Here is a 21403-nt window from a genome sequence, read left to right on the forward strand (position 1 = left end):
CCATTTTCAAATAATATTCTCTGTTTTTAAATAATTAATAATACGCTCAGTATTATTATTATCTGAAAAATTATTTATTTTTCTATACTTATTTTCAAAAATTTCTTCTAATTTATATTCATTTTTCTCAGCATTAATGATATGTTCAATAAGTTCTTGCTCATTGTAAGCAATTGGTCCTGGTGCTGTCTTTTCATCTAACGAAGGTTTTGCTTGATATTTTTCTATCAACATCTCTTTTTCTTTCCACCAAAAAATCGGATAGGCTCCTCGATTGATGGCATCATATATGGCACTAGAGTAATCGGATATGAAAATTTTTGATAAAGTTAGAGCTTCTGAGGGATTCGTACAAATATTATTTTTATAGTCTGGAAAGTGATCAACAATATAATTGGCAAATTTATTATGGGGCACAATCAATAACTTATCTAATAAATTATTTTCTTCAAAGGCTTTAATGACCGAAATGATGTCCCGATAATAACTTGTTTTTTCTAGCTTATTTTCATAAACTAAATGCTCTTCCCAATATCTATAAGTTGGCATATAAGAATAATATTTTAAGTCATTAATTACTGGATTATCAAAAGTCGCTAGACCGCTAAGCAAAAGGTCGTCAGGTCGATAGCCTACTTTGTAGAATTCTTTCGCCTCTAATTCCGAACTAATAATAACTTTTTTTAAATTTATTTTTATATTTTTTTTATGAAAACCCGCGGCCATTGGATTTTCAATTGGCTTAGCAAACATAATTCCATGCTGTAAAAATATCAAAGGAGTTTCAGTGATTTTACTTCTGAGTTTGTTGAGGAATATCCTATCATTAATGACATGATTTGAAAATTCCGTACTAATGAAGTTGTCTGCTTTATATATGAGTTGATAGTGCTTCAAAGAATATTTTTTTACTAAATTTTTCCCATATTTTTCTTTAAGCATTGAAAAATCTTTACTTCTTTTATCTAAAATAAAATAGTTTTTTGAAAGTGTATTCTCTGATAAAACTCTATCAAAAACTTTAATTGCGGATTCGTCTGCCTTTTTTGAAAATTTTTCAAAGTACAAGTTTATAGGCATGTTACCTACTTTTTTACTGGTAAGACTTGCAATGCTTTGCTTGAGGACATTGGATAAAGAATATTCCTCTGAAAAAGGTAATATGGTACAACTTGTACCTCCACCCACATTTCCTCTGAAAAGCATGATATTATTATTTAACTTTTTTCGTGCAAAAACTTCAAAGTCCTCTTTTAAATTATTTTTCATATAAAGAGGATATAATTTTTCTGATTCACTGCCTAAATAAAGTCCTCTGTGAATTTCTTCCGTATTCGTAAGGACTTCTATTGGTATTTTTGCATAAGCAAGACTTTTCCCGCGATTAGTAGATAGTCTTCTAAATCTCGAAATAGGATGATCATTTCCTTTAATGTAAATATAATCATACATTCCTGTAGTTTTCTTATAAGTATTACTATATTTTCCATATATAATAACCGAGTCTTTAACAAATGATATTTTAAGGTCTGTTTTAATGCTGTAAGCTTTTTTTGCAATACAAGTCAAATAATTTTTCCCTTTATAAGAATATATATAAAAGACTCTTTTATTGATTTTTAACTTGAGAACTAGACCGGGATCAAGCTTTACTTTGGAACCTCTTAGGTTAATTCCATGTTTTTTTTCGTTTTTTCTAAAATCAAAATTATATTTTTCATTCTTATATATAAATTCAATATTTGATCTGTTTTTAATATTTACTTGTTCCATCCTCATATCTATTTCTTCAAGAAATATTTTTGATAGAGAGACTTTTCCTTTATTGGGATAATAAGTAATAAAAACAGCACGATTATCATACTTTATTGATCCAAGAATTTTTTTGTTTTTTATTGGAAGCCTGAGGGCATACCACTCATTTTGTTGCTTTCTCGAAAGAATTCCATTTACTCTCTTACCCAATAAACGTTTTTCACCTTCATTAATATAAATAGAGGTTGTAGCAATCCCTGTTTTATTAATTGTAAGATGTTTATCATAAACTACAATATTCTCATCAAAAAAATTATTTTTATCTCTAATTTTTTGTTGGAATGAGAATAAATGATTTTGTTGTTCAATAATATAAAAAAAGTGAGTGGAGCAAAAAGAAATTTGTGCTATTATTTTTTCGTTTATCTGCAGGTTGCCTTCCCTCAAAGGAGCATCTTTAAATTTAAAATATTTTAAACTTCCGTCACTACTAATAATTGATATTCCTTCACCTTCACTCTCAATCTGATAATCGTATCCTAATTTATTATTGATAAATAATACTTCCACCGTCTACTCATTTCTAAATTCTTATTTTATAAATAATCTGAAATTCTATCGCGAATCTTCATATGCATATTTGCTCCAATTGTAAGCAAAATTATTAACAATAGAATAAAACTCAAGTTATACATCCCTTTTTCCCAAAACCACATTCTCCCAAAAGCAATGTCTCTAAAGCCTTCAATAAGATAGTAAAAAGGGTTTATCAGTTGAGACTGGATTAAAATTTGAGGAATTATTTTAAAATGATTCAAAGAAAAAATTACACCTGAGCCATACATTAAAAATCTGAAAATATAGTTCAAAAAGAATTTAAAATCAGGAAAAACAACTTCTATCGAAGAACACACAAGGGCCATTGTTAATGAAAAAAGTATCAACATAGGGAAATAATATAATAATTGCAACCAATATAGTGAGGGATAATATCCCGAAAACATTGCAATAACTAGGCCCATACCAACCATGATATAAAGCTCCGTTAAAAAGCCAAACATGGAGGCTGTCGGCATAATACTCACTGGAAACTTCATTTTTGCTGTTGTCTTAAACTGGGTGGACACACTCTTTGCACCCGTTACGATAACGTGTTGCATAAAAGAGTACACCCCCATACCGATAAACATCCAAGAAAGAGGTGGCAATCCATCCGGAGCCGAACGTTGCATGAGTACTCCAAAGATTATATAGTTGATTGCCAGTTGTACCAATGGATCAAGAATTTCCCAGATTCTTCCAAACCTGCTTTGCATTGAGGTGCTTTTAGTACTGTATTTTGATAGATTAATAGCTATCGGAAAATATTTAACTTGTTCTTTAAGATAAAGAATAGCGTCTTGCATTATTGTATTACTCCTTCACCTGTTTGAGCCGTTGTGAATTCTCCTGAGACAGGTAAGTTTATTGTTTGTCCTGGTTGAATGATATTAAAATCGATATCTGGGTTGGCTGTTTGTATTTCCTCCACAGTTAAACCCTTACTTTCTGCAATGCTCCCTAAGGATTCTCCTGCTTGTACCTCATAAGTGGTTTGAGGGATAGAACTCGAACTCGCTGTAGTTTCACTTGAACTATGAACTTCACTATTTGACTGATTTGTTGCATTTTCCGATATAGAACTTGAGGGAACACTTGAAGAAGTTGTCATTTCTTCTTTACTGTGCTGCTTACTGTTTCTATTTTCTACAGACGAATGCTTTGCTTTAAAAAGATGTTGAGTGAAAAGCTCTACTGGATGTGCAATAGATTCTCTTAAAGTCGTGTTACTTAAAGAAACTAAGGTAATCCATATAAAAACAAATGCACAACATCCCAACACAATTTTGGAGATGAAAGAAAGCTTATGATTATCTTTCTTATTTCTCAAAACTTCTGTAACTTCTCGTGTTACTCGACGGCTTCTCGAGGGATTTTGACTTATAATTTCTTTTCTTAGACTTTCAACAGAATAATTAAATTGTGCTTGCCTTTGCTCTTGTTTGTAATTCTCTTGCTCTTTTTTAGAAAGCCCCTTAAACCAACGCACAAATTTTTCATATTCTGGAAGCACTTCCTCGGGCTTTCCATACTGCTTAACCTCTCCGTAGTTTAACCATATGACCCGATCGCACCATTCTTTTATGGTTCTCATATCATGTGAAACCAATAAAATTGTTTTACCCTTGTCACGAAATTCAAACATTTTCTTTTGTGATTTATCAACAAAGGTTTTGTCCCCTACTGATAATCCTTCATCAATAATCATAATATCTGGATCCTGATGCACCATAATAGAAAAACCAAGTTTTGCTTTCATACCAGATGAATAAGTTTTAACGGGTTGATCGATAAAAGGGCCTAACTCAGAAAATGCGATGATTTCATCCATCTTCGCTTTTATCTCTTTATTTTTCATCCCGACCATCAGTGCTTTTAGACGTATATTCTCACGTCCAGAAAGGTTATTCTGCAAGCCAGCATGCGCCGCAATAATTGAAACGTCTCCATTTATCTCTACTTGCCCTGTTGTCTGGGCAATTTGTCCACTGATGATATTTGAAAGTGTTGATTTACCTGCACCATTAAGACCGATGACCCCAACACATTCTCCTTCGTGTATTTCAAAACTTACATTACGCAAGGCCCAGAAATCTTTTTTTTCCTTTTCATTGGTGCTAATTAATGATTTTGCCTTGTTGAGACTACTTTTCACGGGTAGCATTTCAAATTTTTTGGATAAAAATTGGGCTTTTATTTTACTGACCTTCACTTGTTATTCCTTCCAGCTGGTTAAGTTTTCTCATACTTTTAATATTTTCCCTTTCTTATTATAATATTTTTTTTATAATAATACAGCTCTCACTCGTAAATAATTTCACATTATTAAATAATTCCCTAAAGAAACTTTACAATGTAATAATGCTTGAAGAAATAGGCACAAACCCTTATGTTCGTTTTTGACGTATTTAAGTTTGGTTATTCTTCCCTAAAACGATTTCATCATAAGTGATGTTAAAAAGAGCCAATATCCTTTCTAACTTTTCCTGCGATACATGAGAAGAATCTTTTTCTAAACGCTCTAAGCAATCGACATCCATACCTAGTTTGTAAGCCAACTCTTTTTTTGACAAGTTTTTTTCTCTTCTCAGTTCTTCTAAAGAACGCTGAATCATTAGAACTCCCATCTTAATTTTACTGTAAATTACATATAAACATTATAATTATAATACGTTTTTAACGAATAATAAAGAGGCAACTTAGCTTTTGTTCTTGATTACTGCCCTATTTCACGCTATAATAAGTTCATGGAAAATCAAGAACAACGCGCCATTATCGCAGCCAATATAAAAAAATATATTCAGAAAAGTGGAGTGAAACAAAAAGATTTCGCTGCTAAAATTGGAGTTGTTCCATCCACTTTATCTGATTACCTCAATATGCGTATCATGCCTTCGCAAGGTGTCATTCAAAGAATGGCAGATTTTTTTGGGGTAGATAAATCTGATATAGATACTACCTACAAAAATAAATTATCCCTAAATTTGGATAGTTTAATTGATGAAGCACTTTTTTATAAAACAGAAGTTATTGAAGAGCGAGACCGCCAATTCTTCAAAAATGTTTTGGATGCTTATTATAAGAGTAAAAATATTACTTAAATATATTTTGATGTATCCCGACCTTTCAGGGTCTTTTTATATACTTTGATTTCTCATTTTATACAAAAAATATCACGAGTAAGTTTATAAAAAAAGTTTTCTAAAAGTGGTATAATATGAAGCGACTATACATCGCATGTATTGTATTCTATTATAAGAAAGGTTATCTTAAAAGTTTTTACTTTTATAAACGATAAGAAAAAAATATTTTGAATATTAATGATTTTGATTTTAATTTACCTGAAGAACTCATTGCCCAAACTCCACTGGAACAACGCTCTGAATCACGTCTCTTAATCCTTGATAAAGAGACGCATTCAATGGACGACAAACATTTCTACGATATAGTAGATGAGCTTAACCCTGGGGATGCTCTGGTTCTTAATAACACGCGTGTCCTCCCTGCTCGTCTCTATGGAGTAAAGCCTGAGACACAAGGGCATGTAGAACTCTTGCTTCTTAAAAATACTGAAGGGGATCAATGGGAAACCCTCGCAAAACCCGCTAAACGCATGCGCGTTGGGCAAGAACTTTCTTTTGGGGATGGTCGCTTAAAAGCAACGGTTGTTGAGGAACTCGAGCATGGTGGTCGTATCGTTGAATTTAGTTATGATGGTATCTTCCTCGAAGTTTTGGAAAGCTTAGGAGAAATGCCACTTCCACCTTATATTCATGAAAAACTAGAAGATCAAGAACGTTATCAAACAGTCTTTGCAAAAGAGAATGGTTCTGCAGCTGCTCCAACAGCAGGCTTGCATTACACACCCGAACTATTAGACCAAATTCGTGCTAAAGGTGTACACATCGTTGAGCTAACGCTACATGTAGGCTTAGGAACCTTCCGCCCTGTAAGTGTAGACAATATTGATGAACACCAAATGCACAGTGAATTCTATCAACTCTCGGAGGAGGCAGCAGCAACACTTCGTGCAGTCAAAGCTTCAGGACACCGTGTAATCGCTTGTGGCACAACTTCGATCCGTACTTTGGAAACCATTGGTACTAAATTCGACGGTGATATTCAAGCCGACTCTGGTTGGACAGACATCTTTATCAAACCTGGTTATCAATGGAAAGTGGTTGATGCTTTCAATACAAATTTCCACTTACCAAAATCTACTTTAGTTATGCTGGTTGCTGCTTTTGCTGGACAAGATTTTATTTTAGAAGCTTACCAACATGCAATTGATGAGCATTACCGCTTCTTCAGCTTTGGCGATGCTATGTTTGTAAAATAAATGAGCTTTCTTAATTTAGCACTGACCAGAGAGTTCATTTCTATCTTATCCGATGGACAAATTACAGAAAATGGTCAAGCCATTCGGAGACATTTTAAAAAGTTTTATGTAAGTCCAAAGGGCTTTGTGATAGGTATCACTGGTTATCATAAAATTACCGAAGAAATCCTGGTTCAAATTCATTATCAGCCCCAACTTGACCCCCAGCAAGCCCAGAGCTTTCTTACAACTGCCTTAGACCGTTACAAAGATAAAAGGGCTGGGTTATTAGCCAAGAAAGTAGCCTATAATGCAGTCATTGCCTTTTACAGTAATGGAGTGCCCAAAGCTCGAACTTTTCATATAGAGGAAGGAAAACTTACCACAAGAGATTATTCGGGCTCTAGCTTAATTTCTTTTCCTCCAGATGATATTGATTTTGATCCGAATAAGATTATTAGTACATATCTGAAAAATAATCAAGCCCTTTTACCTAAAATACAACTTCTACAAAGAAATGCACTTTATAGAATTGCCGAGTGTTCTCAAACTGTAAACAAAACAGTTTTTCAAGAAATAATCAAAAGAGATGTGTCTTAAGTGACGCATCTCTTTGTTTATATCTCATATATTGCTCTTCTTTATCTAAAAAAACTTTCCGATATGGAAAGTTCCGAGTTTAAACTATTTTGAAAAATATGTATTGGTTTTAAAAAGAATATTCAACAATGCGACTGCTACTCCTGCTACAATCACTGCTTTGATAATCGCACCAAGAATAAAAGGAAGAAATCCAACACTAAAAGCAGTACCCCAAGAAGCGCCAATAAAAAATTTCAGCCAAATAGTCCCTAAGACGAGAATCAAAAATTGAGCGCCAAGATTCGTTAATAAAATTGATATGAATTTTCGCTCTGTTTTCAAGAGAAAATAAGAAAGGAGAGGTGCAACTAAAATGAAAGAAAATAAAAATCCACCTGTTGGTCCAAATAAAGCACCCATGCCTGAGGCTCCACCAGCAAAAACAGGTAAGCCTACTGCTCCTAAAACAAGATAAGTGAGCAGTGCAAAAAAACTTTCACGTGGCTGTAAGAGTGTAGCAATCAGCCCAATAGCCAGAGTTTGTAAAGTAATAGGAACAATACCCACAGGAATAGCTAGAGGTGACAAAACTGCAACTATAGCAGCTCCTAAAGCAATAAGAGTAATAGAATACGTTTGTGAAATTTTCATAAAAAAGTCCTTTTGTTTTATAGGTAAAATTATATCAGCTTTCATAAAATAATACAATTTTAAACACTGGCATACCTTAAAAAATAAAAAAAGACAGTCTATTTAAACTGTCCTTTATTTTTATTTCTGATCTTCATCCATCATATCCATGAAATCATCAAATAAGTAACTCGCATCATGCGGGCCAGGTGCTGCGTCTGGATGGAACTGCACTGAGAAAGCGGGATAGCGTTTATGGCGAACCCCTTCAATCGATTGATCATTGATTTCCATATGAGTAATCAAAAGATCCTCTGGCAAATCTTCTCCTGAAACAGCGTAACCATGGTTCTGACTTGTAAAGTCAATTCTTCCTGTGGCAATCTCTCTCACAGCATGATTAAAGCCTCGATGTCCAAATTTCATCTTATAGGTTGTAGCACCATTGGCCAAACTGAAAAGTTGATGCCCTAGACAGATTCCAAAAATAGGAAGTTTACCTTGGATATTTTGAATCATCTCCACAGCTTGAGGCACATCTGTTGGGTCGCCTGGGCCATTACTAAGCATCACACCATCTGGATTCATATCCAAGATTTCCTCTGCAGTTGTATTGTAAGGAACTACTGTGATATTACAGTTACGTTTAGAAAGCTCACGTAAAATTGAATGCTTGAGTCCAAAGTCAACTACAACTACCTTTCTTCCTGTATTTGGGGAAGAATACGCAGTGAGTGTACTGCTTTTTTCAACTTGATTATTGGGTAATACCGTAGCTTTAAGTTGACTCATCTGATGGTCAATTTCGTCTTTGGCATTTACTAAAGCTGCCTTCATTGTCCCATGCTGGCGTATAATTTTTGTTAAGGCACGCGTATCAATTCCTGCAATACCCGGAATATTTTTTGCCTCTAAAAATTCATCTAAGGACATCTGCATTCTCCAATTTGAAGGACGACGAGCTGCTTCACTCACAACGACCGCCTTGCAACTTGGATGAATAGATTCATAGTCATCACGATTGACGCCATAATTTCCAACTAATGGATATGTAAAAGTCAAAATTTGCCCATTATAGGATTGGTCCGTAATAGACTCTTGGTAACCCGTCATTCCTGTACTAAAGACAAGTTCACCAGTTATATCTGAGCTGGCACCAATTGCTTGCCCCTCAAAGATCGTTCCATCTTCCAATATTAACAGTCGTTTCATAGGTTCCTCCAATATTTCTAAGCTTTCTCACGCAATACAGCTTCTAAAATAGCCATACGTGTGTAAACACCGTTCGTCATTTGCTGAACGATGCGGCTCTTAGAACATTCGACTAAACTATCAGCAATCTCAACATCGCGATTAACGGGCGCTGGGTGCATAATGATTGCCGTATCACGGAGCTGTCCTGCACGCTCTGCAGTTAAGCCGTATCGGTCATGATAATCTTCTTTCGAGATAATATCTCCAGCAGTATGGCGCTCATATTGTACACGTAGTAACATATGGACATCAAGTTCTGGCAAAATCTCATCAAGATGAGCATAACTTCCATACGCACCAAACTCTTCTTCTTTGTACCATTTTTCTGGTCCTGTGAAGTAGATTTGGGCGCCTAATTTATTGAGCATCATCATGTTTGATTTGGCGACGCGCGAGTGTGTAAGATCACCTGAAATAGCAATCTTCAAGCCCTCAAACTTACCAAATTCTTCATAAATCGTCATCAAATCAAGCAAACATTGACTTGGGTGTTGGCCACTACCATCACCACCATTAACGATTGCACAATTGATACTGTCTGAATTAATCAACTGATCGTAGTAATGTTCTTCAGAAGAGCGAATCACACAAACTTCAACGCCAAGTGCGTCTAAGGTTAAAATTGTATCGTATAGTGTTTCACCTTTGCTAAGCGCACTTGTACCGACATCAAATTCAAGGACATCTAATCCTAATTTACGCTCGGCAATGTGGAAAGAATTATGTGTACGTGTGCTGTTTTCAAAAAAGAGATTCGAAGTGAAAATCTGACGATCATTTTCAAATTTTGCTGTCCCTTTTTTAAATTCAGAAGCACGTTTGATTAAAGCCATCACTTCTTCTGTTGATAGAACTTCCATACTTGTCAAATTTGACAAGCTTACTAAACCATTTGTTACTGACATTATAGGTCTCCTTTACCCTGATCGCACTCTCTCTGTAGTGCGATTTTTTAAATGTTGATGAACGACAATGATTTGCTCCGAGATTTGTCTTTCCCAAAGCAAATCTCTATACTAAGCTTCTTCTGGTAGAACCAGATTAAGCACAATACCAATAATAGTAGCAATCGCTACAGATGAAATCTGTAGATTTTGCGTGATATCAAGTACCATACCGCCAATACCGATGACGAGTACGACACTTGAGATTAATAGATTACGTTTGATGTCAAAGTTGATTTTATTCTCCACAATGATTTTCAAACCACTCGCTGCAATTACCCCGAAGAGTGCAATAGAAGCACCGCCGATAACAGGACTCGGGATAGAAGTCAACAAGGCTGTCAATTTTCCAATGAAGCTTACAATTACTGCAAGTACTGCTGCTCCAGCGATAACATAGATAGAATGAATCTTTGTAATGGCCATTACACCGATGTTTTCACCGTATGAAGTTACAGGCGGCGCACCAATAAATGACGCAATAACCTGTGCCACACCATCACCAGCTAAAGTTCGGTCAAGACCAGGCTCTTTGAAATAGTCTTTGCCAGTCAAAGAATTTAACACCATGATGTGTCCAAAATGTTCAGTCATGGTAACAAAAGCTATAGGTGCCATAGTCAAGATAGCAGAAGGATAAAATGCCCATTTATAACTTAGAAACGGAATTTCCATGGTTGGAAGTGACAACCAGTTAGCTTGTGCAACATTTGAAAAATCAACGATACTTTGGCCTGTAACTTTACCAATGATAATAGCTGCAACATATCCTGTCACAATTCCGAGCAGGATAGGAACAACGGACAAGAAACCTTTACCGTAGATGCTGAAAATAACAATAGCCATCACAGTAATCATCGATATTGCTAAGAAAGGCAAGCTATAACCCGTCATCGCTCCAGGATTTGTATACATGGAGTCATTGATAGCTACGGGAGCCAATGAAAGTCCAATAACCATAACAATCGGGCCTACAACAATAGGAGGCAGAACACGATCAATCCATCCCTGACCTGCAAAGCGAACAATAATCGCAACAAGCAAGTAAACTAAACCACCAGTTAAAGCACCTTGAGCAATTGCGGGCATGCCACCTTGCTTCATCAAAAGCTGCATTGCTCCGATATAGGCAAAACTAGAACCCATATAAGCTGGAACTTTAAAGCGTGTAACAGACATATGTGCTAGTGTGCCCAGCCCTGAACTAAGTAAAGCGATTGCTGGATCAATACCGACCAGAATCGGAACCAATACAGTTGAGCCAAACATGGCAAAGAGGTGTTGGAAAGATAGGCCAAACCATTGTCCGCCTTTTGGCTTCTCGTCAACTTTTAAAAGAATATCTGTATTACTCGCCACGATTATGCCTCTTCTTTCTTGATCAAGATGCTGTCTTCACCATCGATCTCTGTCATATTCACAATAATTTCTTCTCCCTGAGAAGTCGGAATGTTTTTCCCAACGTAGTCCGCGCGAATAGGTAATTCGCGGTGTCCCCGGTCAACAAGTACGGCAAGTTGAACACGCGCAGGGCGGCCACGTTCTACTAAACCATCAATTGCTGCACGAATGGTGCGCCCTGTATAAAGCACATCGTCTACCAGTACTATATCTTTTCCTGTGATATCTACATTAATCTCTGTGGTATCTTCCGTTGCTTTTTTATCATCACGGAAAGGACGTGTATCTAACTCACCTAAAGGCATGTCAATATTTTCCAACTGAGCCAAACGTTCTTGAATACGTTGTGCCAAGTATACTCCACGGGTTTTTATTCCAATAAGGACCAGTTTATCCAGTTCTTTGTTTCGCTCAATGATTTCATAAGTAATACGTGTAATCGCACGTTTCATTGTGATTTCATCAATGATTTCTTTTTTTGCCATAAAACACTCCAATATAGAAAAATTCCCTAGTCCAAGGGCTAGGGAAGGTATCAGAAAATACTCTATAATATACTTTTATTTAAGTTCATTCAAGATTCTGACCTTGCCTGCCTCTCTGGACACACTTAAAGGTTATAGAGATTATAGCAAATCCTAAGATTTTTTGCAAGGATTAGTAAACGATTAAAAGAGTAAACTTATAAATATTTATCCTTTTAAGGATTTTTTTAAGTCTTTGAGTAAATATTTTTGACAAATCTAAATCTTTAATATATTCTTGTACATAAGCTAAAAAACATTTTAACCCAGTAGGAAATAGTTCCCTGTTCAGAAAGTCGGTGGTTGCTGCGAACCGATCAGATCTATTTGTTGAATTACACTAAGATGAGCTTACATAACTTAATGATATTTTAAAGAAAAACAATTATTGTTTTAAAAATAAGGTGGTACCGTGGAGAAATTCGCCCTTAGCTTGTAATAAGCTAGTGGCGGATTTTTTTATTATAAAAAGGAGGAAAGAGATGTGTTCACAGACAGTAAGTAATTTATCCTGTGGAGGAATTATCCGATATTGTTTAACAAAACAACTTAAACAATTATTAAATACAAGTTAATCTATAAGGAATAAAATATGAAAAAAATAAATCAACCCAGCATGATGGAAGCCAGTATCATGCTCACTATAGTTATCGCCACCATCGCTGTCTCCGTTATTGGATTTAAAGTGGCACCAAACATCGCCATTCTCTTTGCTATTGGTATCATCCTCATCTATATGTCTGCAAAGCGTCTGCCTTTCGACACTATTCATGATGGAATCGTATCTGGCATCAAACCTGGTATAATACCTATCTTTATCTTTATCTTAGTTGGTTCTCTAATCGCTGTGTGGATTCAAGCCGGGATTATTCCTACCCTTATGGTTGTCGGATTTAACATTATTAGCGTAAAGTGGTTTGTTCCCTCCGTCTTTATTGTCTGTGCAATTGTTGGTAGTGCTGTAGGAAGTGCCTTCACCGTGATGTCAACGATCGGTATTGCCTTCTTCGGCATCGGTGTAACTCTCGGACTCAACCCTGCTTTAATCGTTGGTGCGATCGTGTCCGGTGCCGTCTTTGGAGATAAGATGTCGCCACTGTCTGAATCTACAAATCTCACTGCTGCCGTTGTTGATGCTGATTTGTTTAAACACATTAAAAACCTCATGTGGTCAACACTCCCAGCATTTATCGTTTCTTTGACTCTATTTGCTCTCTTAGGTGTGACTCATCAAGCAGCAAGTTTGGACAAAATTGATGAAGTAACTAAAGTTTTACACGCGAACTTCTCTATCTCAGCTTGGGCTTTTCTTCCTATACTTCTCATGTTTGTCTGTGCTTGGAAAAAAATACCTGCTATCCTTACTATACTCTTGAATATTGGTGTTGCTTTAGTGATGATTTTCATCCAACAACCTGGTACAAAAATCACAGATTTAGGTTTATTGATTGATTCTGGTTTTAAGTCAGCAACAGGAAATCAAGAAATCGATCTCTTACTTTCTCGTGGCGGAATTGAAAGTATGATGCCTACTGTATCTTTAATCATCCTCACTTTATCGCTGGGTGGACTTCTCATGAAAACAGGCCTTGTTTCGACGGTCATGGATAGAGTTGCACATAAACTTTCCTCACCAAAAAGCTTGATTACAACAACTTTATTTACCAGTATTGGTGTAAATATTTTTATCGGGGAACAGTTTCTCTCTGTAATTCTTCCTGGGAATGCTTTTAAAGAAGTCTACAAAAAGGCAAACCTTGACCCCGTCGTTTTAGGTCGTACACTTGAAGATGGTGGAACCGTTATTAACTACTTGATTCCTTGGGGAATTGCTGGAAGTTTTGTTGCTAGTACATTTGGCGTTCCGACATTAACATACTTGCCTTTTGTTTTCTTTAGTTTATTCTCTCCTGTCTTTTCTCTCATCAGTGCCTTTACGGGACTTGGTGTAAAGAAGGCCACGGATATAAAAGCTCAAGATTTGATTTCTAAAACCCAAAATATATAAGAAAAAGCCATTAGAAAATCTAATGGCTTTTTTACTATACAACAACATTCAAGATAAGTGCACCCACTAGCCCCACAACGGCAATCAAGGTTTCTAAAAGCGACCATGTCAATAAAGTTTCTTTGACAGTTAAATTAAAATATTCTTTAAACATCCAGAAACCTGCATCATTAACATGACTAAAGAAAAGTGAGCCCGCCCCAGTAGCAATAACTAATAAGGCTGGATTTGTACCTGTTGCTGCCATTAATGGCAGAACAAGCCCTGCTGCTGTCAGTGCAGCGACAGTTGCAGACCCCAATGCCAAGCGGAGAACAACAGCAATCAACCACGCTAAAACCAATGGTGACAAATGGCTACCTTGGAAGATTTGAGCCACAGAATCACCTACACCACCATCAATAAGCACCTGCTTAAAGGCTCCGCCACCACCAATAATCAAGAGCATCATCGCAATCTGTTTAATAGAAGCTTCTGCGGATGTCATCAACTTCTTCATTGGAATCTTACGGAAAATTCCCATGGTAAAAATAGCAATAAGTAATGAAAGAAGCATAGCAACATCGGGACTACCAATAAAAGCGATTATATTATCTAATGCGCTAGGATTCTTTGGCGTTTTCCCCCCATGAGCCAGCATCACATATAAAGTAGAAACAGCCATTAAAAGGACGGGCATCAGTGAAGTGAGCGTTGAAGACAAGAAAGAAGGTGTATTTTCGAGTTTAAATTCTTTATACTCTCCTACAGTAGACAAATTTCCTTTTCTTGTGAAGGCATCTGGAACCATTTTTTTAGCAAACTTTGTAAACAGCGGCCCTGCAATCAGGACAGAAGGTACAGCAATAATGAAGCCATACAAGAGAACAAGTCCCATATTAGCCCCATAAACACCAGCAATAGCTGTTGGTCCAGGGTGAGGTGGAAGGAAACCATGAGCGACGGAGAGGGCGGCGACCATTGGAATACCTAAATAAAGAATTGGGATTGCCAGCTCGGCAGCAATAGCAAAGATAATAGGAATTAAAAGAACCATTCCGACTTCAAAGAAAAGTGCAATACCGATAATAAATGAAGCCAAAACTACGGCAAACTGAATTCTTTTTTGACCAAATTTATCAATTAAAGTATGGGCAATACGGTAAGCCCCTCCAGCATCAGCCACTAATCGACCAAGCATCGCACCAAAACCAAAGATAATTCCTAAGTGACCGAGTTGTCCTCCAATACCTGTCTCAATTGACGTTGGGATTTTGGCTAAGTCTATTCCAAGCATCATCGCAACAATAAATGAAACGATAACAAGAGATACAAAAGTATTCAACTTTGCTTTTCCAATCAAGAAAAGTAAAATTAGTACTCCAACTAAGACGATAAGTAAATCCATAAAAATCTCCTAACTTTTATTTCCGCTGGTAGTCAGCGATTGCCTTGTAACTTTCTTCAAAACTGCGCGCCAATTGTACAAACAAAATCGACAATTCTCGGTAAGAGGTGAAATTTTCCCTATTGGGTTCATATGTTGCATTGGAGCCAATCATCTGTTCAACCACGCCCAAATCATCAATTAGGCCCAAAGCTTTTTCTGCCATTACTACTGCGGCTAAGCAACCCGCTTCCCTGCTCTCTGGAACATTAATGGGTTGCTCAAATATATCTGCCAAGATTTGTGTCCACAGTTCAGAACTAACAAAACCTCCTGTAGCTTGAATCTGTCTTAAGTCTCCGGTAACTTCAATCAAACTCAGAGCAACCATATAAATATTAAACATGACACCTTCTAATACTGCACGCGCCATATGGTTACGGTTGTGTCCATGGTTTAGTCCAAAGAATGAGCCACGTGCATTTGCATCCCATATTGGTGCACGTTCCCCACCCAGATAAGGATGGAAAAGCAAGCCCTCTGCTCCCGCCTGAATTTGCGAAGCTATATCCGTAATTTCGTCAAAAGTGAGTTCTCCATCAAAAATCTGATCACGTATCCAACGAAAGACATCACCACCAGAATTAACCGGACCTCCAACTACCCAATGGTCCTTATCTAAAGCATAAGTAAAAGTTCTTGCCTTTGCATCAACACGCGGTTTATCAGTCACGACACGAATAGCTCCCGATGTACCGATTGTAATAGCCGCAACCCCTGGCTTGATAGCATTTACCCCTAGATTGGATAAGGGCCCATCACCAGCACCCCACACAAACTTCGTTTCTTGTGGTATCCCCATCTTCTTAGCGTATTCTGATGGCATGCCTTGATCAATTTCGTAAGGTTCTACCACCTGAGGCAGTTGGTCTTCTGAAACGCCCGTCAATTCCAAAACTTCTTTATCCCATTCCAGACTATGAATATTGAAAATTCCGGTGCCAGTAGCTACGGATAAGTCCATTTTATTGCTTTGAAAAAGACGGTGAAAAATATAACCTTTTAAGTCCAGATAATGAGCGGCCTTTCTGAATATCTCTGACTTTTCCTTCCTCAGCCATAAGAGTTTAGACAAAGGAGCCATTGGATGAATCGGTGTGCCCGTCCTTTTGTAAATTTCCAATCCTTGTCCTGAAGCTTTCAATGCATCAGTGTAAGCGACCGCACGTGTATCAGCCCAAGTAATGACTCTTGTGAGCGGTGCCCAATTTTTATCAAAAGCAATCAAAGAATGCAGCTGTGTACTAAAAGATACGGCTAAGAGTTGGTCCTCTTCTTCGAGATGGATTGAAACTTCACGTATCGTAATCAAAACGGCTTCAAAAATATCTTCTAAAGCTTCCTCAGCCATACCACTGGAATCCCGATAAAGCGTATACCCATGACTACTACTTGCTACAATTTCTCCGTCTTTTTTAAAGAGCACAGCTTTCGTCGCAGTTGTTCCTAAATCAAGTCCAATCAAATATTCCATTTTTTCTCCTTATTTTTCAACGACTGCATGTCCACCAAAACCATTGCGTAAAGCGGCAACAACTTTCCCTGTCATACTGTCTTCCTGCAGACTACGATTACGCATCATAAGAGATAAAGCGATAATCGGAGCTGGGATTTCTAAATCTAAACTTTCTTCCACGGTCCATTTCCCTTCTCCAGAGGCAGCAACTTTTCCTGCAATTTCGTCTAATTTAGGATCTTGAGCAAATTGTGCTTCAGCCAGCTCCATCAACCAGCTACGAATAACGGAGCCATGATTCCAAAGTTTAGCTACCGCCTCATAATCATACTCATAAGGTGAAGCTTCCAAAATTTCAAACCCTTCAGCGATAGCCTGCATCATGCCATATTCAATACCATTATGAATCATCTTCAAATAATGTCCACTCCCTAATTTTCCAGTATAAAGATAGCCATCTTCTTGTGCCAATGCTTCAAAAAGAGGTTCTATTATTTTCCAAGCTTCTTCATCATCGCCACCAATCATAAAATTACCACCTGAACGTGCACCTGCCATGCCCCCAGAAGTTCCTACATCAAAGAAATGTATTCCCTTCATTTTTAGCTGATCATTTTGCTTCAAATTATCCTTATAATTAGAATTCCCGCCATCAATAAGAATATCACCTGCGCCAAGACGTTCAGATAACGTGTCAATCGTTGCATTTGTTGGTTCTCCTGCTGGTAACATCACCCATACTATCTTAGGATGAGGCAGTTCACTTATAAAATTTTCTAAACTTCGAGCAGGAGTAATTTTGTCGGAAAATTTTTCTGCTTCAGTGACCGCTGCATTATCCTGGTCAAAGGCCACAACTTCTATCCCGTGGTCGACGGCATTTTTCACTAAGTTATAACCCATTTTTCCTAGGCCAATCATTCCAAATTTCATATTTTTTGCACCCCTTAATTTATCTGTCAATATTTTGATAACGCTTTCTTTTATTATAAGTAATTCTTTTTCATTTGTCAACAATTTAAATGTAAATGTTTTTCTGTTAAAAATTGCACAAAAAAATAATCCGGACACTCTGACTGGTCGGATTATTTTATCTCTATTTAATTTTTACAACAAAGGCTTCATAAGGTTTAAGTATGATTTCTCCCACATCCTTTATAGTATGTGGATAGTTCTGAATTACTACTTCTCCCATGTCAAATGATGAGGAAAACTTATTTTCTGTTGAGCTAAAGTTGGCTACGACTAGCCATTTTTCATCTTGATAAGAGCGAATATAGGCAAAAACTTCTTCAGCCGTTTCTTCTAGCAGTTCAAATTCGCCCCACACGATAATTGGGTTTTCTTTACGTAAAGCAATTAATTTCTGATAGGTATAAAAGATAGAACTGTCATCTTGCAGAGCAGTTTCCACATTTATTTGCTTATAATTAGGATTTACCGCTAGCCAAGGATGTCCTGTAGTAAAACCTGCAGAAGCTGTATCATTCCACTGCATTGGTGTGCGTGCATTATCACGACCTTTGGCATTGATAGAACTCAGAATATCCTCTTTACTGTAACCTTCTTCTAACCTCTCAAAGTACATATTTCGACTTTCGATATCATCTATTTGTTGGATATCTTCTACCGGATTATTGGTCATTCCGATCTCTTCACCTTGGTAGATATAAGGTGTACCTTTCATCATATGTAGCAATATAGCTAGCATTTTTGCAGATTCGACTCGATATTCATGATCATTTCCCCATCGTGAGACAATGCGTGGTAAGTCATGATTGTTCCAAAAGAGAGAATTCCAGCCTTCATCTCCTAACTCAGTTTGCCATTTGCTGAAAACCTCTTTGAGTTTTCCAATCTCTAGCGGAACTACATCCCATTTGGTTTTTCCCTCTGCTTCATCTAAGCCAATATGTTCAAATTGAAACACCATCGAAAGTTCTTTATTTTGAGGGTTTGAATATTGCTTTGCAATTTCAGGCGTTGCTCCCCAAGTTTCTCCCACTGTCAGCAGATTTTTATCTCCAAAAGTCGCCTGATTCATTTCCTTCAAATAGTCATGTAATTTAGGTCCGTTTCCTGTAACACCTTGATCTGGTTGCTTACCAATCAAATCAATAACGTCCATACGGAAACCACCAATGCCTTTGTCTATCCAGAAATTCATCATTTCATAAATAGCTTGCCGTAAGTCTTCATTTTCCCAATTAAGATCTGGTTGTTTTTTACTGAACAAGTGAAGATAGTATTGTCCGACTGCTTCATCCCATTGCCAAGCTGGACCACCAAATATTGATTTCAAATCATTAGGTAGACTTCCGTCCGCTGGTGCTTCCCGCCAAATATAGTAGTCCCGATATTTCGTTTTCTCAGATTTTCGTGCCTCAACAAACCATGGATGCTCATCACTCGTATGGTTGACAACAAGGTCCATAATAATCTTAATGCCCCGTTTTTCTGCTTCTGATATAAGGAGCTCCATATCACTCATCGTCCCGAATTCATCCATGATGGCTTCATAATCAGAAATGTCATATCCATTGTCATCATTAGGAGATTGGTAAACAGGACTAAGCCATATTCCACCAATCCCTAACTTCTCGAGATAATCTAAACGTGAAATAATACCTTGAATATCACCGATACCGTCTCCATTACTGTCTTGAAAACTTCTCGGGTAAATCTGATACATCACAATTTCTTGCCACCAATTTTGTTTATTCATTCTTTAGTTCCCCTTTTTAATTTTACGCAAGCGGTTGCTTAAAATTATAATATCATTTTTAATAAGAATGAGCAACAAAAAGAGAGAGCATATTTTTGTGTAAAATAGCTTTTATTTCTTCAAAGCCAGTAAATGAGAGTATTCCAAGCCATATTTTTCTAAATTCAGTCCGAAAACTTTTTCTTTTTTCTCTAAATCATAGACAAGCAGGTTTTTCCAAGTTAAAATCCAAACTTTGCCTTCTTTATCAAAGTCAACATTAATTAGCATATCTTCTTTAGAGAAGTTCTCCATGAGTGTTTTGTCAAGTTCTAGATGGTTGGTTTTTTGGGTATCAATATTATAGAAACTTATCATCATTGAGTTTTCAAATCCATCATTCGCATGGCTTATCGCTAACGTTTTTTCGTCATGAGACACTGCTATTTTGTGAGGCTCATTTTTTCCTAAACTAACTTCCGTTCGGGCCAAACTTTTTTTATCGAGGATAACCAGTTTATCTTGTGGGGTTGGCTCGTAAGGATTGCTTTTCAAGCGATAACTCGTATTTGTCAGATAAAATTTATCTCCTATCAACTTTATATCTATAAAAGCTTCTGAATTTGCTATAGCAGAGTTTGCATTGATGATTAATCTTTCATCTACCTTCTTTAAATCCTTTTTTGAAAAAATCACAATATTATTGTGTGTGGATTTATCTCCTTCATTCATCGTACTATTCAACACATACAGGTTTTTATTATCTGTTGCTGCAGCATGCATCACGTTACCAGATATAGCGGGAAATTTGAATTGCTTCTTTAGAGTTTTCGACTTATCATATTTGTGAATCGAACCTCCCTCAGGTTGGCTAGTCAGAGGATAATAAAACTTTCCGTCAAATCCAGCTCCTGTAATTGGACCTTCAGGATATTCTGCTTTCGATAGCTTTCCATTTTCAATATCTAAACTGATAACGGTTTGTGGGCCTCTAGGAAAAGGTGCTGGGGTGAAGTCTTCGAAAAGGAAGAAATGGTTATCTTTAGAATCAGGTTGGAGATTATGGGTTGCGGTCTCTTCTCCTAGTTTCAGTTTGTCTTCTGAAAGTTTATTGGCTCCTTTAGCGGTTCTCTCAAAGCCTACAATCTTTTTAGATGACATGATATAAAAGTTAATTTTTTTATTTGTTTTAAAGGTCTGCTCTCCTTTTAAGCTATTTCTTTGGACTAAAAAGACAGCACTAAAAGAGAGTAAGACAGCTGCTAGGACTAGTAATATTATTTTTTTCATTGTAGGATACTTTTTTCTTATTTTGCACGATAAATCAGCTGGACTTTATTATTATAAAGTAACTCGGAAGGATGAATAGCACGTGCGCCTGGGATATCATAAGCCGAAGTATTGAGATTAACTTTGGCAACATCCATATAGGCTGCCCAAACGAGCTGTGAACAGTAAAAACTATTTCTATTGTTGGTTCGATAGAAGTTAAAGTTATAGGGCTTTCCAGCTTGTCTCCCCGCCCAATGGCCTGCGTGCCAGTCTTGTGAAACAGACGTTGACTTTACACCCGTTTGCCAGACATTATATTTGCCTACTTTTCCGCGACCTTCAAAATTAGATTGAAATCTAACGCCATTTGTATTTGGTGAAGATTCTGCTGTAACTTTAGGATACTGAGGTGCTACTATCCCCGCATGCCAACTTCCTGAAATCCCTCTATTTGTAATAGCAATCACACCATCCCGCCATGTCCATCTACCATATCGTGCACGTGTGCGATCTGTCTTATCTGAAACAA

Annotated in this window: 19 protein-coding genes; 4 read left to right on the forward strand and 15 right to left on the reverse strand. The window is 36.9% G+C overall.

Annotated features, from left to right (window positions below; translation table 11 throughout):
- Positions 1-6: 6 nt before the first annotated feature.
- From I6G50_RS04655 to I6G50_RS04670, 4 genes are all read right to left on the reverse strand, one after another.
- Positions 7-2325, reverse strand: coding sequence for a CDP-glycerol glycerophosphotransferase family protein (locus I6G50_RS04655; protein ID WP_197909322.1), 2319 nt, complete (start codon positions 2323-2325; stop codon positions 7-9).
- Positions 2326-2351: 26 nt separating this feature from the next.
- A complete protein-coding gene (locus I6G50_RS04660) occupies positions 2352-3161 on the reverse strand; it encodes an ABC transporter permease (protein WP_197909323.1) in 810 nt (269 codons plus the stop codon).
- Entirely contained in the window at positions 3161-4567 is a 1407-nt protein-coding gene (locus I6G50_RS04665; protein ID WP_197909324.1) for an ATP-binding cassette domain-containing protein, read from the reverse strand. The genes I6G50_RS04660 and I6G50_RS04665 overlap by 1 nt, the downstream gene beginning before the upstream one ends.
- Positions 4568-4763: 196 nt before the next feature.
- The gene (locus I6G50_RS04670; RefSeq protein ID WP_081166519.1) at positions 4764-4970 is read right to left on the reverse strand and encodes a helix-turn-helix domain-containing protein; all 207 of its coding nucleotides are present in this window, start codon (positions 4968-4970) and stop codon (positions 4764-4766) included.
- A gap of 132 nt (positions 4971-5102) precedes the next feature.
- Here I6G50_RS04670 and I6G50_RS04675 point away from each other — a divergent pair, with 132 nt between their 5' ends.
- The 3 genes from I6G50_RS04675 (at position 5103) to I6G50_RS04685 (ending at position 7273) form a co-directional block, all read left to right on the forward strand.
- On the forward strand, positions 5103-5456 hold the full coding sequence (locus I6G50_RS04675) for a helix-turn-helix domain-containing protein (RefSeq protein ID WP_081166516.1): 354 nt from the start codon (positions 5103-5105) through the stop codon (positions 5454-5456).
- 209 nt (positions 5457-5665) lie between these two features.
- Positions 5666-6694 carry a tRNA preQ1(34) S-adenosylmethionine ribosyltransferase-isomerase QueA gene (queA, locus tag I6G50_RS04680; RefSeq protein WP_003136811.1) on the forward strand — a complete coding sequence of 343 codons (1029 nt, stop codon included), beginning with the start codon at positions 5666-5668 and terminating at the stop codon, positions 6692-6694.
- Positions 6695-7273 carry a hypothetical protein gene (locus tag I6G50_RS04685; RefSeq protein WP_197909325.1) on the forward strand — a complete coding sequence of 193 codons (579 nt, stop codon included), beginning with the start codon at positions 6695-6697 and terminating at the stop codon, positions 7271-7273.
- Positions 7274-7357: 84 nt separating this feature from the next.
- Here the strand turns inward: I6G50_RS04685 and I6G50_RS04690 are convergent, their stop codons facing one another.
- From I6G50_RS04690 to pyrR, 5 genes are all read right to left on the reverse strand, one after another.
- Positions 7358-7906: a biotin transporter BioY gene (locus I6G50_RS04690; protein WP_197909326.1), complete on the reverse strand. Its 549-nt coding sequence runs from the start codon at positions 7904-7906 to the stop codon at positions 7358-7360.
- Positions 7907-8026: 120 nt separating this feature from the next.
- On the reverse strand, positions 8027-9097 hold the full coding sequence (locus I6G50_RS04695) for a carbamoyl phosphate synthase small subunit (RefSeq protein WP_197909327.1): 1071 nt from the start codon (positions 9095-9097) through the stop codon (positions 8027-8029).
- Between the two features lie 17 nt (positions 9098-9114).
- Positions 9115-10044: an aspartate carbamoyltransferase catalytic subunit gene (locus I6G50_RS04700; protein ID WP_197909328.1), complete on the reverse strand. Its 930-nt coding sequence runs from the start codon at positions 10042-10044 to the stop codon at positions 9115-9117.
- Between the two features lie 111 nt (positions 10045-10155).
- A complete protein-coding gene (locus I6G50_RS04705; RefSeq protein ID WP_003136817.1) occupies positions 10156-11442 on the reverse strand; it encodes a uracil-xanthine permease family protein in 1287 nt (428 codons plus the stop codon).
- Positions 11443-11444: 2 nt separating this feature from the next.
- Entirely contained in the window at positions 11445-11969 is a 525-nt protein-coding gene (gene pyrR / locus I6G50_RS04710) for a bifunctional pyr operon transcriptional regulator/uracil phosphoribosyltransferase PyrR (protein WP_003136818.1), read from the reverse strand.
- Between the two features lie 631 nt (positions 11970-12600).
- On the opposite strand from pyrR, the gene nhaC reads away from it, so the two are divergent.
- Complete coding sequence (gene nhaC / locus I6G50_RS04715; protein WP_197909329.1) at positions 12601-14016, forward strand: Na+/H+ antiporter NhaC; 1416 nt, start codon at positions 12601-12603, stop codon at positions 14014-14016.
- Between the two features lie 34 nt (positions 14017-14050).
- Here nhaC and I6G50_RS04720 read toward each other — a convergent pair whose 3' ends face one another.
- The 6 genes from I6G50_RS04720 to I6G50_RS04745 form a co-directional block, all read right to left on the reverse strand.
- Positions 14051-15403: a gluconate:H+ symporter gene (locus I6G50_RS04720; RefSeq protein ID WP_197909330.1), complete on the reverse strand. Its 1353-nt coding sequence runs from the start codon at positions 15401-15403 to the stop codon at positions 14051-14053.
- 16 nt (positions 15404-15419) lie between these two features.
- Positions 15420-16916, reverse strand: coding sequence for a gluconokinase (gntK, locus tag I6G50_RS04725; RefSeq protein ID WP_197909331.1), 1497 nt, complete (start codon positions 16914-16916; stop codon positions 15420-15422).
- Between the two features lie 9 nt (positions 16917-16925).
- Positions 16926-17831, reverse strand: coding sequence for a phosphogluconate dehydrogenase (NAD(+)-dependent, decarboxylating) (gene gnd / locus I6G50_RS04730; RefSeq protein WP_003136822.1), 906 nt, complete (start codon positions 17829-17831; stop codon positions 16926-16928).
- 163 nt (positions 17832-17994) lie between these two features.
- Entirely contained in the window at positions 17995-19623 is a 1629-nt protein-coding gene (locus I6G50_RS04735; protein WP_197909332.1) for a glycoside hydrolase family 13 protein, read from the reverse strand.
- Between the two features lie 111 nt (positions 19624-19734).
- A complete protein-coding gene (locus tag I6G50_RS04740) occupies positions 19735-20892 on the reverse strand; it encodes a hypothetical protein (protein ID WP_197909333.1) in 1158 nt (385 codons plus the stop codon).
- A gap of 17 nt (positions 20893-20909) precedes the next feature.
- Positions 20910-21341 carry a YiiX/YebB-like N1pC/P60 family cysteine hydrolase gene (locus I6G50_RS04745; protein WP_197909334.1) on the reverse strand — a complete coding sequence of 144 codons (432 nt, stop codon included), beginning with the start codon at positions 21339-21341 and terminating at the stop codon, positions 20910-20912.
- Between the last annotated feature and the right edge of the window lie 62 nt (positions 21342-21403).

Origin of the sequence: Lactococcus garvieae, from assembly GCF_016027715.1 — a bacterium.
Taxonomy (GTDB): Bacteria; Bacillota; Bacilli; order Lactobacillales; family Streptococcaceae; genus Lactococcus; species Lactococcus garvieae_A.

What these genes read in the sequence shown, in the direction of transcription:
- I6G50_RS04660 (WP_197909323.1), bottom strand. Translation starts at nt 3,161, where the DNA reads ATGCAAGACGCTATTCTTTATCTTAAAGAACAAGTTAAATATTTTCCG.
- I6G50_RS04695 (WP_197909327.1), bottom strand. Translation starts at nt 9,097, where the DNA reads ATGAAACGACTGTTAATATTGGAAGATGGAACGATCTTTGAGGGGCAA.
- I6G50_RS04690 (WP_197909326.1), bottom strand. Translation starts at nt 7,906, where the DNA reads ATGAAAATTTCACAAACGTATTCTATTACTCTTATTGCTTTAGGAGCT.
- pyrR (WP_003136818.1), bottom strand. Translation starts at nt 11,969, where the DNA reads ATGGCAAAAAAAGAAATCATTGATGAAATCACAATGAAACGTGCGATT.
- I6G50_RS04670 (WP_081166519.1), bottom strand. Translation starts at nt 4,970, where the DNA reads ATGATTCAGCGTTCTTTAGAAGAACTGAGAAGAGAAAAAAACTTGTCA.
- gntK (WP_197909331.1), bottom strand. Translation starts at nt 16,916, where the DNA reads ATGGAATATTTGATTGGACTTGATTTAGGAACAACTGCGACGAAAGCT.
- I6G50_RS04675 (WP_081166516.1), top strand. Translation starts at nt 5,103, where the DNA reads ATGGAAAATCAAGAACAACGCGCCATTATCGCAGCCAATATAAAAAAA.
- gnd (WP_003136822.1), bottom strand. Translation starts at nt 17,831, where the DNA reads ATGAAATTTGGAATGATTGGCCTAGGAAAAATGGGTTATAACTTAGTG.
- I6G50_RS04720 (WP_197909330.1), bottom strand. Translation starts at nt 15,403, where the DNA reads ATGGATTTACTTATCGTCTTAGTTGGAGTACTAATTTTACTTTTCTTG.
- nhaC (WP_197909329.1), top strand. Translation starts at nt 12,601, where the DNA reads ATGAAAAAAATAAATCAACCCAGCATGATGGAAGCCAGTATCATGCTC.
- I6G50_RS04700 (WP_197909328.1), bottom strand. Translation starts at nt 10,044, where the DNA reads ATGTCAGTAACAAATGGTTTAGTAAGCTTGTCAAATTTGACAAGTATG.
- I6G50_RS04685 (WP_197909325.1), top strand. Translation starts at nt 6,695, where the DNA reads ATGAGCTTTCTTAATTTAGCACTGACCAGAGAGTTCATTTCTATCTTA.
- I6G50_RS04735 (WP_197909332.1), bottom strand. Translation starts at nt 19,623, where the DNA reads ATGAATAAACAAAATTGGTGGCAAGAAATTGTGATGTATCAGATTTAC.
- I6G50_RS04740 (WP_197909333.1), bottom strand. Translation starts at nt 20,892, where the DNA reads ATGAAAAAAATAATATTACTAGTCCTAGCAGCTGTCTTACTCTCTTTT.